The sequence below is a fragment of the Xanthobacter sp. YC-JY1 genome (assembly GCF_021730305.1).
GTDB lineage: Bacteria > Pseudomonadota > Alphaproteobacteria > Rhizobiales > Xanthobacteraceae > Xanthobacter > Xanthobacter flavus.
In genome coordinates this window covers 3,330,965-3,345,553 of sequence record NZ_CP032674.1, presented here as the reverse complement: position 1 = coordinate 3,345,553, position 14,589 = coordinate 3,330,965, and the positions used below count along the sequence as shown (strand labels likewise).

At 70.8% G+C, this 14,589-nt stretch carries 14 protein-coding genes; 12 read left to right on the top strand and 2 right to left on the bottom strand.

Annotated elements, in window-relative coordinates; genetic code table 11:
• Positions 1–175 precede the first annotated feature (175 nt).
• From D7006_RS15695 to D7006_RS15640, 12 genes are all read left to right on the top strand, one after another.
• On the top strand, positions 176–1,849 hold the full coding sequence (locus D7006_RS15695) for a GspE/PulE family protein (protein WP_237353689.1): 1,674 nt from the start codon (positions 176–178) through the stop codon (positions 1,847–1,849).
• A 4-nt stretch (positions 1,850–1,853) separates the two neighbouring features.
• Positions 1,854–3,062 carry a type II secretion system F family protein gene (locus D7006_RS15690; protein WP_237353688.1) on the top strand — a complete coding sequence of 403 codons (1,209 nt, stop codon included), beginning with the start codon at positions 1,854–1,856 and terminating at the stop codon, positions 3,060–3,062.
• Between the two features lie 27 nt (positions 3,063–3,089).
• Positions 3,090–3,542: a type II secretion system major pseudopilin GspG gene (gspG, locus tag D7006_RS15685; protein ID WP_237356926.1), complete on the top strand. Its 453-nt coding sequence runs from the start codon at positions 3,090–3,092 to the stop codon at positions 3,540–3,542.
• Positions 3,543–3,560: 18 nt separating this feature from the next.
• Complete coding sequence (locus D7006_RS15680; RefSeq protein ID WP_237353687.1) at positions 3,561–4,034, top strand: prepilin-type N-terminal cleavage/methylation domain-containing protein; 474 nt, start codon at positions 3,561–3,563, stop codon at positions 4,032–4,034.
• Positions 4,021–4,422 (top strand): prepilin-type N-terminal cleavage/methylation domain-containing protein, encoded by a 402-nt coding sequence (locus D7006_RS15675; RefSeq protein WP_237353686.1) that lies wholly within the window; start codon positions 4,021–4,023, stop codon positions 4,420–4,422. Before D7006_RS15680 ends, D7006_RS15675 begins: the two co-directional genes overlap by 14 nt.
• Positions 4,419–5,144, top strand: coding sequence for a type II secretion system protein J (locus tag D7006_RS15670; RefSeq protein WP_237353685.1), 726 nt, complete (start codon positions 4,419–4,421; stop codon positions 5,142–5,144). Before D7006_RS15675 ends, D7006_RS15670 begins: the two co-directional genes overlap by 4 nt.
• A complete protein-coding gene (locus D7006_RS15665; protein ID WP_237353684.1) occupies positions 5,141–6,133 on the top strand; it encodes a general secretion pathway protein GspK in 993 nt (330 codons plus the stop codon). Before D7006_RS15670 ends, D7006_RS15665 begins: the two co-directional genes overlap by 4 nt.
• Positions 6,130–7,212, top strand: a complete 1,083-nt coding sequence (locus D7006_RS15660; RefSeq protein WP_237353683.1) for a PilN domain-containing protein — start codon at positions 6,130–6,132, stop codon at positions 7,210–7,212. Before D7006_RS15665 ends, D7006_RS15660 begins: the two co-directional genes overlap by 4 nt.
• On the top strand, positions 7,209–7,820 hold the full coding sequence (gene gspM, locus D7006_RS15655; RefSeq protein WP_237353682.1) for a type II secretion system protein GspM: 612 nt from the start codon (positions 7,209–7,211) through the stop codon (positions 7,818–7,820). The genes D7006_RS15660 and gspM overlap by 4 nt, the downstream gene beginning before the upstream one ends.
• Positions 7,817–8,506 (top strand): general secretion pathway protein GspN, encoded by a 690-nt coding sequence (locus D7006_RS15650; RefSeq protein WP_237353681.1) that lies wholly within the window; start codon positions 7,817–7,819, stop codon positions 8,504–8,506. The genes gspM and D7006_RS15650 overlap by 4 nt, the downstream gene beginning before the upstream one ends.
• Before the next feature lie 144 nt (positions 8,507–8,650).
• Positions 8,651–9,271 carry a TIGR02466 family protein gene (locus D7006_RS15645; protein ID WP_237353680.1) on the top strand — a complete coding sequence of 207 codons (621 nt, stop codon included), beginning with the start codon at positions 8,651–8,653 and terminating at the stop codon, positions 9,269–9,271.
• Positions 9,272–9,411: 140 nt separating this feature from the next.
• Positions 9,412–9,894, top strand: a complete 483-nt coding sequence (locus D7006_RS15640) for a copper resistance protein CopC (RefSeq protein WP_237353679.1) — start codon at positions 9,412–9,414, stop codon at positions 9,892–9,894.
• Here D7006_RS15640 and D7006_RS15635 read toward each other — a convergent pair.
• Both D7006_RS15635 and D7006_RS15630 read right to left on the bottom strand, forming a co-directional pair.
• Positions 9,791–12,436 (bottom strand): fused MFS/spermidine synthase, encoded by a 2,646-nt coding sequence (locus tag D7006_RS15635; RefSeq protein ID WP_237353678.1) that lies wholly within the window; start codon positions 12,434–12,436, stop codon positions 9,791–9,793. The genes D7006_RS15640 and D7006_RS15635 overlap by 104 nt on opposite strands.
• 108 nt (positions 12,437–12,544) lie before the next feature.
• Entirely contained in the window at positions 12,545–14,479 is a 1,935-nt protein-coding gene (locus D7006_RS15630) for a hypothetical protein (protein ID WP_237353677.1), read from the bottom strand.
• Positions 14,480–14,589: the final 110 nt, after the last annotated feature.

Sequence of the window (14,589 nt, the reverse complement as noted above, 5' to 3'; positions counted from 1 at the left end):
AAGGTGCGCGCCCTGCGGGCTGCCGGCGGTGGGCCGGCCCGTTGCAGCAGGATGCTTTCCACGGGCAACCTTCGCCGGTGACTTGATCCATGCTAGGACGGTCACGCTCCAGCTGTAGAATGTTGCCGCTGGATTGCGCTGCTGGATTTGGACGCTGGCTTTCGGGGGCGCGGGCATGAGCGGGGAGGGGGGCGGCGATTTCCTGAGCTTCCTCGCCGCGAGCGGGCTGACGCATCCGGCGGGGGCCGGAACGGCGGGCACGCTCGCCCGTCCGCTGCGTCAGGTGTGGGAGGCGAGCGAACTCACCGCCGGCGATTTCGCCGATGAGGTGGCCCGCTTCTACCGTCTGCCGCGCATCGCCTTGCCGGAGCTGATGGCAGCGCCCTCCCTCGTTTCGCACTTCACGCCGCGCTTCCTGCGCGAGATGACGGTGCTGCCATTCCGCGCCGCCGATGGCACGTCTTGCCTCGCCGTGGGCGATCCCACCGACGAGACGGTGGTGCGCGCGGCGGAGATCGTGCTGGGCGGCAAGGTGACGCTGGCCGTCGCCTCCTTCGAGGACATCGCCACGGCCCTCGCCGAACGGCTCGGCGCCGACGAGGCAGCCGCCCGCGAGGCCGCCGGTCCCGCCACGGCGCGGGCCGAGGACGACATCGACAGCCTGCGCGACCTTGCCTCCGGCGCGCCGGTGGTGCGGGCGGTGAACGACCTGTTCGACAAGGCCATGGAGCTGCGCGCCAGCGACATCCATATCGGCCCCTTCCGCACCGGCCTTGAGGTGCGCCTGCGCATCGACGGCATGCTGCGCCCCATCCATGCGCTGGCCGACGTGCTGCCGCAGGCGGTCATCTCGCGCATCAAGATCCTCGCCGGCCTCGACATCGCCGAGCGCCGACTGCCGCAGGACGGCGCCGCGCGCCTGAAGCTCGGGCGGGATGAGATCGACGTGCGCGTCGCCATCATGCCCACCCAGCACGGGGAAAGTGCGGTCATCCGCCTTCTGGCGCGGGACCGCGGCGTGCTGACGGTGGACAAGCTGGGCCTCGCCCCGCACGACCGCGAGACGCTCATGAAGCTGCTCGCGCTGCCCCACGGCATGGTGGTCGTCACCGGCCCCACCGGCTCGGGCAAGACGACGACGCTCGCCACTATCCTGTCGGTACTCAACGAGCCGACCCGCAAGATCCTCACCATCGAGGACCCGGTGGAGTACGAGATCCGCGGCGTGTTCCAGTCGCAGGTGCGCCCGCAGATCGGGCTCACCTTCGCGGCGGCGCTGCGCTCCTTCCTGCGCCAGGACCCGGACGTGATCATGGTGGGCGAGGTGCGCGACCCGGAGACGGCGCATATCGCCGTCCATGCCGCGCTCACCGGCCATCTGGTGCTCACCACCCTTCACACGGACACCGCCGCCGCCTCCGTGCCGCGTATGCTGGACCTCGGGGTTGAGGGCTTCCTCCTGAAGTCCACTTTGCGCGCGGTCATCGCCCAGCGCCTCGTCCGCCAGCTCTGCGAGCGCTGCAAGCGGCCCCATACCCTTTCGGCCAGCGATGTGCGGGATGATCCGCGCTATGCCGCCCTCGGTCTCAAGGCGGGGGAGACGGTGTACGAGCCGGTCGGCTGCGAGCGCTGCGGCGGGGCGGGCTATCGCGGGCGTATCGGCGTGTTCGAGGTGCTGACCCTCTCGGACGACATCCGCGAGATGATCGACCGCCATGCCGGCGCCGCCGCCCTCGACCGCGCCGCCATCGCCGGCGGCATGACCACCATGCTGGACGACGGCGTCGCCAAGTGCCGCGCCGGCCTCACCTCGGCCGCCGAGGTGCTGCGCGTGACCACGGTGCGCTGAGCCCATGGCCACCTTTTCCTACCGGGCGCTGACCCAGGCCGGCCAGATCGTGAGCGGCGAGATCGCCGCCCCCACTGAGGCGGAGGTGCGCCGCCGCATCGAGTTTCTCGGCCTCGTGCCGGTGGAGACGACGCCGCTGAAGGAGAAGAAGGACAACGCCTTCGGCTTCACCTTCGGCGCGCCCAAGGCGGAGGACGTCACCCTCTTCACCCGCGACCTCGCTCTGCTGCTGCGCGCGGGCGCGCGGCTGGACGAGGCGCTGGAATTACTCACCGGCGACACCGATCTCGGCCGCATGCGCACCGTCGCCCGCAAGATCCGCGCGGATGTGTTGGCCGGCGAAAGCCTCGCGGAGGCCCTGGCCTCCCATCCCACGCTGTTCCCGCCGGTCTATGTGGCGCTGGTGCGGGTGGGCGAAGCCTCCGGCACCGTGGACCGGATGCTGGAACTGGTCGCCGCCGAGCGGCAGCGGGCCGAGGAGCTGCGCCGCAAGGTGGTGTCGGCGCTGCAATATCCCGCCTTCGTGCTGGTGGCGGCCGGCGGCGTGCTCGTCTTCTTCCTCATGTTCGTAATGCCGCAATTCTCCTCCGTGCTGCGCGACATGGGGGCCAAGCTGGACCCCATGGTACAGGTGCTGCTGGACCTGTCGGACGGATTGCAGGCCCATGCCGCCGAGGTGGGCATTGCAGCGGTGGTTATCCCGGCCCTCGCTTTCCTCGCTTTGCGACGCAAAGAGGTGCGCGGGGCGGTGACGGGCGCGCTCTCCAAGCTGCCGCTGGTGCGCACGGTGCTCTTGTTCCGCCGCTCGGCCGTATTCTGCCGCAACCTCTCCATCCTGCTCGGCAACGGCGTGACGCTCACCGCCGCGCTGCGCATCATCGTGGACGTGATGGCGGCGGGGGAGGAAGCCTCCGTCTGGGCCAAGGCGGCGGACCGGGTGCGCCATGGCGGGCGGCTGTCGGATGCCTTCGCCGAGGGCGACGTGCTGCCGCCCATGGCCATCCGCATGCTGCGCCTCGGCGAGGAGACCGGCCAGTTGGCCCTGCTCTCCGGTCGCATCGCCGATTTCTATGAGGAAAAGCTCCAGCGCGCCCTCGCCAGGGTGGTCGCGGTCATCGGCCCGGCCGCCATCGTCACCATTTCGGTGGTGGTGGGCGGGCTCATCGTCTCGGTCATGACCGCGTTGCTGTCGGTCAGCCAAAGCATCGGGTGACGAAACGTGATTGAAAGTCCCGCCCCCATGATGGCCAGCCCCGTCCTCTCCCGCTCCCGCCGCCGCCGGACTGAAGGCGGCTACACGCTGGTGGAGCTGCTGGTGGTCATCACCATCATCGGCCTCATCGTCGCCCTCGTGGGGCCCCGGGTGCTGGGCTATCTCGGCGACAGCAAGGTGAAGACGGCGAAGATCCAGATACAGGGCTTCTCCAGCGCCCTCGACCTCTTCTATCTGGATGCCGGCCGCTATCCCTCCTCCTCGGAGGGTTTGAACGCGCTGGTGCAGCGGCCGGGCAACGTCACCACCTGGAACGGGCCGTACCTGAAGGGTGGCACGGTGCCGCTCGATCCGTGGGGCAAGGCCTATGCCTATCGCTCCCCCGGCCAGCACGGGCCGTTCGACATCGTCTCCCTCGGCTCCGACGGGCAGGAGGGCGGCACCGGAACCGCCGCCGACGTCACGAGCTGGGCGCGCTGAGGCGGCGGGGCCGGGGCGATGGCACAGCGGGCGTACATGCGCGATCAGGAGGCGGGGTTTACCCTGCTGGAGATCGTCTGCGCCCTCGCCATCGTCGCCGCGCTCGCCACCCTCGCTCTCCCGCGCCTCGCGCCCGGCACCTCGCGGGCAAAGCTTGAATCCCTCGCCGTGGAGGCGGCCGCGCTGCTGAAGGCCGACCGCGCCGCCGCCATCCGCCGGGGTGTGCCGGTGGCGACGGCGGTGGATACGGCCGGCCGGCGCATCACCTCCGGCTCGGCCGGGCGGGTGGTGCGCGTGCCCGGCGACGTGCAGATGGACACGGTGCTGCCCACGACCTGCGACGGAAGGCCGGCGCGCGCCTCGGTGGAGTTCTTTCCCTCCGGCCTGTCCTGCGGCGGCGTGGTGGCCATGCTCAAGGGCGGGGCGGGCTATGAGGTGCGGGTGAACTGGCTCACCGGAGGCGTCGAGATTGTCCCCCGTGGCCGCTCCTGATCCGCGCGGGCGGCGGCGCACCGCCGGCTTCACCCTCATCGAGGTGCTGGTGGCGCTGGCGGTGGTCGCCGCCTCCCTCGGCGCCATCGCCACGGTGGCGGGCTCCAGTATTCGCGGTACGCGGGCGCTGGAGCGGCGGGTGGCGCTGCTTCAGACCGCCCGCGCGGTGGAGACGGGCATTCCCGGCCGCGATCTCCTCCAGCCCGGCCGCACCGAGGGCGAGATTGCCGGGCACCGCTGGCAGATGGACGTGCAGCCGCTGAAGATCGCCGGCCTGCCGGAAACCGGCCCCTGGACGCCGCTCGATGTGCGCATCCGCGTGCGCGGTCCCGGCGGCGAGATGGTGGCGCTGGAAACCGTGCGCATCGTGCGGAGCCAGCCGCAATGAGCGCCATCGCGTCGTCGCGCCGCCGCCGCGCCGGCTTCAGCCTCATCGAGATCCTGGTGGCGATGACGCTCACCGGCCTCGTGCTCGCCGCCATCGCCATGGTGACGGCGAAATGGCTGCCGGCCTGGCAGCGCGGGCTCGGGCGGGTGCAGCAGAGCGAACTCGTCGCCCTCGCCCTCGACCGCATGGCGGCGGACCTCGCCGCCGCGGCCTTCCTGCCCGTCGTTCGTGGCGGGGCCAAGCCCCTGTTCGACGGATCGGCGGAGCGCGTCGTCTTCGTGCGCGAGGTGCTGGCCCCCGGCGCGGCGCGCGGGCTGGAGATCGTCGAACTGGCCCCGGTGCCGGACGGGCGCGGCGTCGCCATGGTCCGCCGCACCGCGCCTTATGCGCCGCAGGCGGAAGGGAGCCTGCCGCCCTTCGGTGCCCCGGTGCGCCTGCTGCGTCCGCCGACCCGTGTCACCTTCTCCTATGCCGGACGCGACGGCACGTGGCACGAGGCGTGGCGCGGCGAGGAGGAACTGCCGCGTGCCGTGCGCATGGTGGTGCACGAAAGCGGGCGGCCCACCGCCGCGTCCACCGCCGTTTCCATCCGCTCCGATGTGCCGGCCTTCTGCGCCGCCGATGTCACCAAGCCGGTCTGCGGATCATCCGTCGGCTTCAGCGGTTCGCGCGCGCAAGCCGTCTCGGGCGCCGGGGCAAATAATGGGGGGGCCGTGCAATGACGGGTGCCTCTCTCATGCGTGCCCCGCGCGGGACGGAGCGCGGCTTCATCTTGGTGACGGTGCTGTGGATTCTGGCGGCGCTCGCCGCCTTCACCGCGGTCTATGCGGTCTATGTGTCCGACACGGCATCCGCCTCCGCCGTGCGGGCGCAAACGCTGCGCGCCGACGGGCTGGTGGTGGCGGCGGTGGAGCTGGCGGCGCTGCGCCTGCTTTCCGTGCCGGCGCAGGACCGGCCCATCAGCGGCGAAGTGCGGTTCCGCATGGGCGAGGCCAACGTCTCCGCCCGCTTCGCCGACGAGGCCGCCCGCATCGATCTCAATTCGGCCGCGCTCCCCGTGCTGGCCGGCCTGTTCCAGGTGCTCGGCGTGCCCGAGCAGGCGGCGAAGACCTACGCCGCCAGCATCGTCGCCTGGCGGACTCCAGCCCGGGGCAGCAACAGCGTCGGCACTGGGAGCGCGGCTTCAGCCGGCAAGACGTCCGTTCTGGGCGATGACGAGGCCGCGAAAGGGCAGGGCGCCTTCGCCCATGCGGCGGAGCTGGCCCGCGTGCCCGGCCTGCCGGCCAATGTGGTCGCCGCGGCGCTGCCCTATCTCACGGTCTATGCGGGGCGGCGGGAGGTGAATCCCGAGCTGGCGGGGCCGGTGGTGCGGGCGGCGCTGGCGAAGGCGGGGCAGGGGATGGACGATATCGACAACGCCACGTTCGCGAATACCGGCGGGTCCTCCGGCGACGCCAAGGCCGGCGGCGACGGAACCGCCATCGCCGGCGCCTCCGGCCTCACCACGGTGGCCGGCGACACGGCGCGCGTGACGGTGCGCGTCGCCTTCGACAATGGCCGCAAACAGGGCGCCGAAGCCGTGATCCTGCTGCGGGATTTCGGGATCGATCCCTACCGCGTGCTCCTCTGGCGCGACCTGTCCTGGCGCGAGCTGGCCGACCTCGATGCGGCGCCCGCCGCGCGGCGCAAGACGACCGGAGGACGGCCATGAGCATGGTGCCCGGCGCGCCCGACGCATCGCTGCTGACGCGCTTCATCGACGCCTTCTCGGCCTTCATCGACCTGACGGCGACGGCCGTGGACACCGCCATCGCCAGCGGCCGGGCGCATCTTGGCCGGCTGCGCGCGGTGCGCATCGAGGAGGGGGAGGATGGCGCCTTCCACCTGCCCGGCGCCGCCCCGTTCCATCCCGATCCCGGCGACATGGCCCCCGCCGTTCCGCCGGAGGTGACGGCCGCGCTGAAGGGCCGGGAGGTGGAACTGGCGCTCGATCCCGCCCGCTTCCTGTTCCGTCCGCTCGATCTGCCGGAGGGGGCGAGGCCCTATCTCGACGGCATCGTGCGGGCGCAGATCGACCGGCTCACGCCCTGGAGCGCCGCCGAGGCCGCCTTCGGCTGGACCGCGCCGGAGCCCCTCTGCGACGGGCGCATCCGCGTGATGGTGGCCGCCACCCCGCGCGCCCGTCTCGCCCCCGCCCTCGATGCGCTCAAGGCGCTTGGCGTGGGCCATCTGCTGCTCACCACGCGCCAGGGCTCGGAAGAGCTGATCACCGTCCATGCCGGCGCCTCCGGCGAAGGCGCGGGCATGGTGCGCCTCCGGCAGGTGCTGCTTGGCGTTCTCGCCGCCTCCGCCCTTGCGGCTACGCTGGCCTCCGGCGTGTCCGGCTTCCTCGGCGCCAGCCTCGACGAGGAGCAGCAGACGCTGGATCAGGCCATCGCGACTCGCCGCCGCGTCATCGCCGCCGCCCGCGACGGGCTGGGCGCGGAGGGCGCCGCCTTGCGCGGTCTGGAGCAGGCGAAGCGGGAGCGGGCGCCCACCGTGCTCGTGCTGGAGGCGCTGTCGCAGGTGCTGCCCGATCACACCTATCTGACGGCCCTCACCATCCAGAACGGCAAGGTGGAGCTGACCGGCGTCTCGCGGGAGGCGCCCTCCCTCGTGCGGCTGCTGGAGGAATCGAAGCACTTCTCCGCCGCCACCTTCGTCGCGCCCACCACCCGCCAGCCGGGGGATGCGGGCGAGCGCTTCCAGATCCAGGCCAACATCACCCTGCCCTTCGAGGTGACCCAGTGACCGCCGCCGCCCCCGCCCGTTCCCGGCGCACGCTGACGCTCGCCGCGCTCGGCTATGGCGCGCTGGTCGCGGTGCTGTTGGCCGTCGCGTTCGGCGAGGTCGCGGACATGCTCGCCAAGCGCGCGGCGGTGGCAGAGGCGCAGGACCTGCTCGACCGGCTGGAGGGGCGCAGGCCCCCTCGGCCCGGCGCCGCCGGAGCGGAGGAGCGCGGCTCGCCCTTCCTTGAAGGCGCGACGGTGACGGTGGCCGGCGCCGCACTAGCCGAGCGCGTCGCTGCCGCGGCGGATGCGGCGGGCGGGCATCTCGTTTCCTCCAGCGTGGAGCTGGGCGCCTCGCCGCTCGGCCCGGGCTTCGTGGCGGTGTCCGCCACCATCGATATCGGGCAGGAGGATCTGCAGAACCTGCTATATGATATCGAAGCTGGACAACCCTTCCTCTTCGTGGACCCTCTGGTGGTCCAGGCACAGGGGCAGGGCGCCGCATTGGGGCAGATGGACACCGAAGGGACCGAGGGACGGATGCAGGGGGAAGGCTCCGAGGGACGCGGGCAGGACGGGCGCATCCAGGTGACGCTGACCGTCCATGGCCGCTGGCGGGGGGCGCGATGATCGCCCGCGCTCAGATTTCCGCGCGCCCTTTGCCCGCGCGCCGTTTCTGCCGTCTCCCCCTCGTCGTGGCGGGCCTGATCGCCGCTGTTTCATCGGCCTCGGCCGAGGTGGAGGCCCCCGCGCCGCAGGTGGACTTCCTTGTCCCCGGCCAGCCCTCCGCCCGCGCGGCGACGGCTCCGGCCGACCGCGAGCGGGGAAATCCCCTGTGGGCCATCCCCATCGAAAGCCTTTCGGCGACGCGGGATCGCCCCCTGTTCACGCCATCCCGCCGGCCGCCCGAGCAGCCGGTCGCCCTCGCGCCCCCGCCCCCGCCGCCCTCTGCGCCCCCCGCCGCCGCGCCCGTGCGGCCGCAACTGGCGCTGATGGGCACGGTGGTGAGTACGGCGGGCAGCATCGGCATCTTCACCGATCAGGCGAGCGGCCAGATCGTGCGCCTCAAGGTGGGCGATACCCATGGCGGCTGGACGCTGCGCAGTGTCGGCCCGCGTGACGCGGTGCTGCACGGCGGCGCCGACACCGTGACTCTTGCCCTCCCGGCGCCCGGCAAGGGCGGGCCCCAGCCGCCGCGCGGGTCTGAAGGCCCGTTCGCTGCCGCACAGGTGGGCGGGGCGAAGCCCGTCGCCGGGCAGGTGGTGGTGCCGCGCCGCACCAAGCCCTCGCCGGCCGATCTCGATTCCAGCCACTGAGCGTGCAGCCGGCGCCTTGCCGGCCGAAGCGTCGTACGTGGGGGCGTCCTCGTCGGGACGTCCTCGTCTGGGCGTCATCGTGAAGTCATGGCCCATGGGGAAAGTGCGCCGTCTTCCCGTCTCGCGCATATCGGCCGGCCTGTCGTGACCCAGCTCATCGGACTTTTCCCCACCCCCGTGATGCGCGTCGAGGGCCTCATCGGCCCCGCCGACGTGGATGCGCTCGCGTCTGAGGTGGCGGACCGCACCTCCCTCACCAACGCCTATTCGGACCTCCTCTCCCACACCCCGGTGGCGGGGGACCAGTCCGATACGCTGCTGTCGCGGCTGGGCGCTTTGGTGCTGCCCAAGGTGGCGGAGTTCGGCGAGGTGCTGTTCGGCGAGGCGCTGAGCTGGCAGATCAAGGAAATCTGGGTGAACGTGCTGGAGCCGGGCGGGCACCAGGCCATCCACACCCACGCCAACAGCTTCATCTCCGGCGTGGTCTACCTGACCCCGGCGCACCCCTCCGCCAACATCGTCTTCCACAAGGCCATCGGCGGCAGCGGCTTCATCTTCGGCAATACCAATCCGGGCGCGCGCATCAACGCCTTCAACGGCGGCAAGTTCGCGATGCCTCAGACGGGCGCGGGCGACCTCGTGATGTTCCCGAGCTATCTGCTGCACGAGGTGCCGGTGAACAAGGGCGGGCGGCGCATTTCTGTGGCTTTCAACGCCATCCCCGACCGGCTCGATAATTTCGGCTACGCCATCCACTTCTCGTGAACGCAAGAGCACGCGCCGATCTGATTGCATCGCAATCAGATCGGACAACGCGTTCTCATTCTTGGAACCAGAGGGCGATTCACCGATCAAGTTGTTTCAACTCGATCGGATCGCGCTCAAGCCTTTTCAGGGAGAGGCCGATGCGCCTTCATGCAGCAATCGCGGTGCTGGTCCTCACGTGCCTTGCGGCGACGGGCGCACGGGCACAGTGCGCCTTCGACCAGTCGGTGCCCAACGCCAACGAGGTGCTCACCGAGACCCAGCCGGAAGTCACCATCGACTTCACCGACGAGTTCCGGCTCGACGACGTGCGCGTGGTGAGCCTGGACGACAAGGCCGAATGGCCCACCAACTGGGCCCGCCCCGCTGAGGAAGTGCGCCAGACGGCGTTCCGCATTTCCAAGCCGTTGCCGCCCGGCAAGTATCTGGTGGAATGGAACGGCTATCTGCGCCGCCATCACCATGCGGATGGCGGCTCCATCGCCTTTACCGTGGCGAAACCCGGCGAGATCCCGCCCGCTAAGCCGGCGGTAGCTGAGCCAAGAGCCGCCGCGCGTCGGGGCGGCTCGGGTTCGCCCTATCCAATGCTTCTAGGAGCCGCCGGGCGCCCGAAGGATCAGTGACGGCGAGCTGGCGCGCCATGGCCAGCACGGGGGCGTAGGCGGCATCGAAATCCGGGCTGATACGCACCAGCTCGATGAGTTGCGGCGCCAGCGTGCCGATCACGTCGCGCGGGCCCTTCGCCGCCAGCGCCCGGGTGCCAATGCCGATGTAGCCGTCGCGCGCTTTCCAGTAGGCGGCAAGGCGCGCCTGCGTGGCGGGATCGGCCCCTGCCAGCAGCGTCTGTGGCGCCGGATGAAGCGCCGCGAGGAGCGCCACCAGACGGTCGGCGGGCCGCTCGCTTGCGGCATAGGCGGTGCCCGGCGCGGAAGCTGTCACCACCGGCCGGTCATCGGTGTTCAGGGGGGCATTGCCGGCGAAGCGGGCGAGGTCCGCCGGGCCGGCGAGGTGGAGGCCGAACAGGGCGAAGCTGCCGTCGAGATCGACGGCCTTCAGCCCCGTCGCCAGCGCGCGGTCGCGCACCCGGCGCTCCACCCAGTCGGACGGGTAGGTCGCGGGCGCGCGGCGGCCGATCAGGGCGACGAGGGGCGTCTCCACGCTGAACTGCGCGAGCCACGCCGTCGTGTCCGGGAACACGTCGAGGAAGGTGCGCACGATCACCTTCAGCGTCTCCATGTCCAGCTGGTGCAGCGGCAGCCATTGGCAGAACAGCCCGTCCGGCGCGAGGCGGTCGCGGATGGCGGCGAAATGCTCGCGGGCATAGAGGGCGCCGGAGCCATCCACGGAGGGGTGGTAGAGGTCGGCGACGATCACGTCATAGGGCGCGGTGCCGGCGCGCACGAAGCGGCGGGCGTCGGCCACATGGATGCGGATGTCCGGGTTGCCGGCGAGGCGCGGCGGCGTGCGCTCGAAATAGGGGAAGCTCTCCACCACCTCGGGCACCAGCTCCACGCCCTCTATCCTGAGGCCGGGATGGTCGCCGGCGGCGGAGAGGGTGGCGCCGGTGCCGAGGCCGAGGAACAGCGCGCTGCGCGGGTTGGGATGCAGCAGCAGGGGGATGTGCGCCTGCCGGTGGTCCGAGCGCATGGAGGCGCTGCCGCCCATGCGGAAATGGTTGTTCACCTGAAGATGACGGTCTCCGGCGGCATTGCGCACCACGCTCACCGCCGCCATCACGCCGTCGCGGTGCCATTCCAGCGCGCCGCCTTCCGGCACCTGCACGAATCGCAGGGAAACGGGCGCGAGCACCAGCGCCAGCGTCGCCGCCAGCGTCAGTCCGCCACCGGCCAGCGCGGCGCGGTTCCGGAGCGGCAGCGCCAGCACATAGGCGGCGGCGAGGAGCGCGAAGGCATATTTCGCGCCCATCAGCGGCAGCAACACCGGTCCGAACAGCATGGGCGCGAGCGCCGCCCCCAGCGTATTGGCCGCCAGCCCCGGCCCGACGCCGCCGAGCCGGTCGGATGCGCGCTGGGCAAGCGCCGTGAACAGGGCGCCCATGGCGATCGTCGGCGGCAGGAAGGCCACGGCGGCCATGGCAAGCTCGGCGGAAAGACGTCCGGCCACCGTCACCGGCAGCGCAGCCTTGAGGGCCGAGAGAATCTGCCCCGAGGCCCCGAGCAGCGCCGCGCCGCCGAGGCAGGCAAGGGCGGTGAGGGTGACGAGGAAGACTACTGTGCCGTCCGCGCCCGGCCCGCGAATGGATCGCCACCGGGCATAGAGGGCGGCGCCCAGCGCGGTGCCCGCGAGGTAGCAGGCCAGGAGCACGGCGAAGGTGTAGATGGTGTTTTCCAAAATCTGGCTCAGCACCCGCACCGTCAGCACCTCGTAGCCGATGCCGAGGAGGCCGGTGAGGAACAGGGGTGCCAGCACCGGGAGCGAGGCGGAGCCGGTCTCGGGCGCGCGAATCGGGCGTGCCGCTGGCGCTGAGGCCGACTCGCGGGCCACGGCCAGCATGGCCGCGGCGCACACCGCATTCAGCACGGCGCACAGCACCAGCGTGGCGGAGAGGCCGAGCGCGGGAATGATGAGGAAGGCGGTGGCCAGCGTTCCCGCCACCGCGCCGAACGTGTTGGCCGCATAGACGTGCCCCACCGCCGCGCCTGAGGCGAGACGCGGCGCCAGCACGGCCTCCAGCGCCGGCAGGGTGGCGCCCATGGCGAGGGTCGCCGGCAGCAGCAGCACGAAGGGCAGAGCGAAGGCAACGGACCATTGCCGCAGCGCCGAGGCATCCACCGGCACCAGCGCGGGCACAAAGTCGCCGAAGAGCGGCGTTGCGCCGATGAGAACCAGCGCCCACGCGCCGATCATCAGCTCCAACCCCGCATACCAGACGGCCGGCCGGCCGCTCCCGGCGATGGCGCGGCCGAGCAGCAGGCTGCCCAGCGCGAGGCCGCCGAACAAAGCCGAGATGACCCCCAGCACCGCCACCAGTTCGTGGCCGAGGCTGACCGCCAGCATCCGGGTCCAGACGATCTCATAACCGAGGCCGGCAAAGCCTGAGAGGGTCGCGACCAGCGCGATGGCGATGCCCGTGCGGGCGTTTTGGCCGAGCGTCAGGCGTTGCGGCGCGGCGGATTCGGGTTCCGAAGCCTGAACCTGGGACATGACAGAAACCGTTCCCTGAAAGCGAAAGAAGCCGGAGACCCGAAGGCCCCCGGCATCCGAAGGTCTCGCGCCGGCCGTGGCCGGCGCTTGTCTTTCGTCAGTTCCCAATCACTTGGCGAGGGAGACCGCGAGCTTCTCGTTGGTCTCGACGAGGAGTTCCGGCTGGTCGGAGACGCGGATGAAGATGGGGTTCGTGTAGAACCACAGGTCCGACCACGCGGCCACGTCGTAGCTGGAGATCTTCTGGCCGTCGCGCACCACGAGGTGGGACGGGCAGGCGGCGTCGTTACAGGGCACGAACGGGCCCTGCGCGGCGTTTTCCGGATCCCAGTCGTTGAGCGGGTTGCCCTGGGCGTCCGTCTCGGCCGGCACGGAGGCCGGCAAGTTGGAGCCACGCACGCGGACGTACATGTTGTTCTGCACGTTCGGGATGGTGACGGTCATGGTGCGCTTGGTGCCGCGCGCCTTCCAGGTGGTCGGGCCGAAGGTGGCGATGATCGCCGCCGAGGCATTGGTGCCGGCGGTGTAGTTGGCGCTGCCGGGCGCCACGACGCCGGTCACGTCACCCTTGATGAACTGCACCTGGCGGAGCGTCGGCTTGTTGAGCGGCTCCTGGATGCCGATCTGCGCCAGCGACGGGTTGTTGAAGCTGTAGGGCGAGTAGTTCGGGCCGCCCGTCACGTTAACCTCGAGGGTCAGCGTCACCGACTTGCCGCGCTTCACCACCAGGGTATCACCCATGCCCGCCTTGGCGCCGAGGCCGGCCTTGGCAGTGTAGGTGAGTTCACCGGAGATGAGATCGCCCTGGACCGAGTAGGAATTGCCGGAGCGCACGCCGTCCACCACCACCTGCGGGCGCAGGGTGACGGACTTCTTCGGGCGGGGGATGTAGAGCTTCTGGAACTCACCCGGGTAGAAGTCGTTGGTGGTGCCCTGCTCGTAGATCGAGAAGGCGCCGCGGTTGTGCCAGTCGGAGCTGGCGAAGAAGAACCAGTTGCGGCCTTCGCCCAGGAGTGCGTCCCACACGCCGCCGATCTTGGCGGCATAGATGCCCGTGCCGCCGAAGGTGGTCACGCCTACGGAATCGCAGCCCGTGCCGCAGAAGCCGGCGCGGTATTCGCCGCGGTTGTTGGAGGCCTGATGGCCCGGCTGGCTCTCAAAGCCCACGGCGACGGTCGGACCCGCGTTGTTGAAGTCGCGCAGGTGCTCGATGTTGAAGCCGTTATTGCCGTTCGGGTTGAACACGCCGGCGCGCTCGAGATGCGCGGGGACGTAGTAGCTGTCGAGCGGATAATACTTCTGCAGCCACTGGACGGACGGCACCGCCTTGTTCTGGTGGTTCGCCGTGCCCGAGCCGGTACCGGAGGCGTTCGCCACTTTGCCGGTCCAGTTGTGGTTGGGCGCGCCGAGGCCGGTGTCGGTGTCGGAGCGGTCGAAGCGGTACTCGAACTCGGCCACGGCGCTCGCGTTGCCGGTGTCCTTGTCCTTGTTCTTGTTGCCGAACAGGCCCTTCTTCTCGATGGCGTTCTGCGGCTTCTGATTGCCGATGACCGTCATGGAGGTGTGCTCGTGGCCGGGCACGTTGGTCTCGATGCCGGCATACAGCATCGGCACGCCGGTCTCCTTGGCGAGGCGCACGAGCTCGGGGAAGATGATCTCTTCCGCGCTCTGCCAGCGCCACATGGAACGGTGGCCCTGCGACGTGGCGGTGTTGCCCTTGATGACCAGGCCATCGACCTGATCGAAGAAGCGACCCTTGCCGGTGGTGGAGCCGTCACCTTCCGGATCGTCCACGCGGCAGTCGCGCGGGCTGGAGCCGCCGTGGTCGGCCGCGCCCAGCCATTCCAGGCCGTAACTCTGGACCGCCTTCTTCACCATGGTCTCGACCGACGAGCGGCCGTCCGAGCACGGCGTGTGATTGTGGAAGTCGCCGGCCATGTAGCTGTCGGCGAACGCCTGCGTCGGCGCAAAAGCCGCTCCGCCGGCAACAGCGAGGACCGACGCCCCCGCGATGAGCTGCTGTGTCAGCACCCCGCCCTTCATGCTCCAACCCCTAATTTCCCACGGACGCCAGTCCGCCCGTAAGGGCCTCCTAGCGGCGTTCTGTGACCGCGTGCTGAAGGTTCTGTGACGCCGCGGAAAGTGAGCCGGGA

Excerpts from the sequence above, each read along its gene's own strand:
- D7006_RS15680 (WP_237353687.1), top strand. The coding sequence starts at position 3,561 with ATGGCACAGCGGGCGTACATGCGCGATCAGGAGGCGGGGTTTACCCTG.
- D7006_RS15640 (WP_237353679.1), top strand. The coding sequence starts at position 9,412 with ATGCGCCTTCATGCAGCAATCGCGGTGCTGGTCCTCACGTGCCTTGCG.
- D7006_RS15665 (WP_237353684.1), top strand. The coding sequence starts at position 5,141 with ATGACGGGTGCCTCTCTCATGCGTGCCCCGCGCGGGACGGAGCGCGGC.
- D7006_RS15635 (WP_237353678.1), bottom strand. The coding sequence starts at position 12,436 with ATGTCCCAGGTTCAGGCTTCGGAACCCGAATCCGCCGCGCCGCAACGC.
- gspG (WP_237356926.1), top strand. The coding sequence starts at position 3,090 with ATGATGGCCAGCCCCGTCCTCTCCCGCTCCCGCCGCCGCCGGACTGAA.
- D7006_RS15690 (WP_237353688.1), top strand. The coding sequence starts at position 1,854 with ATGGCCACCTTTTCCTACCGGGCGCTGACCCAGGCCGGCCAGATCGTG.
- D7006_RS15660 (WP_237353683.1), top strand. The coding sequence starts at position 6,130 with ATGAGCATGGTGCCCGGCGCGCCCGACGCATCGCTGCTGACGCGCTTC.
- D7006_RS15695 (WP_237353689.1), top strand. The coding sequence starts at position 176 with ATGAGCGGGGAGGGGGGCGGCGATTTCCTGAGCTTCCTCGCCGCGAGC.
- D7006_RS15650 (WP_237353681.1), top strand. The coding sequence starts at position 7,817 with ATGATCGCCCGCGCTCAGATTTCCGCGCGCCCTTTGCCCGCGCGCCGT.
- D7006_RS15670 (WP_237353685.1), top strand. The coding sequence starts at position 4,419 with ATGAGCGCCATCGCGTCGTCGCGCCGCCGCCGCGCCGGCTTCAGCCTC.
- D7006_RS15630 (WP_237353677.1), bottom strand. The coding sequence starts at position 14,479 with ATGAAGGGCGGGGTGCTGACACAGCAGCTCATCGCGGGGGCGTCGGTC.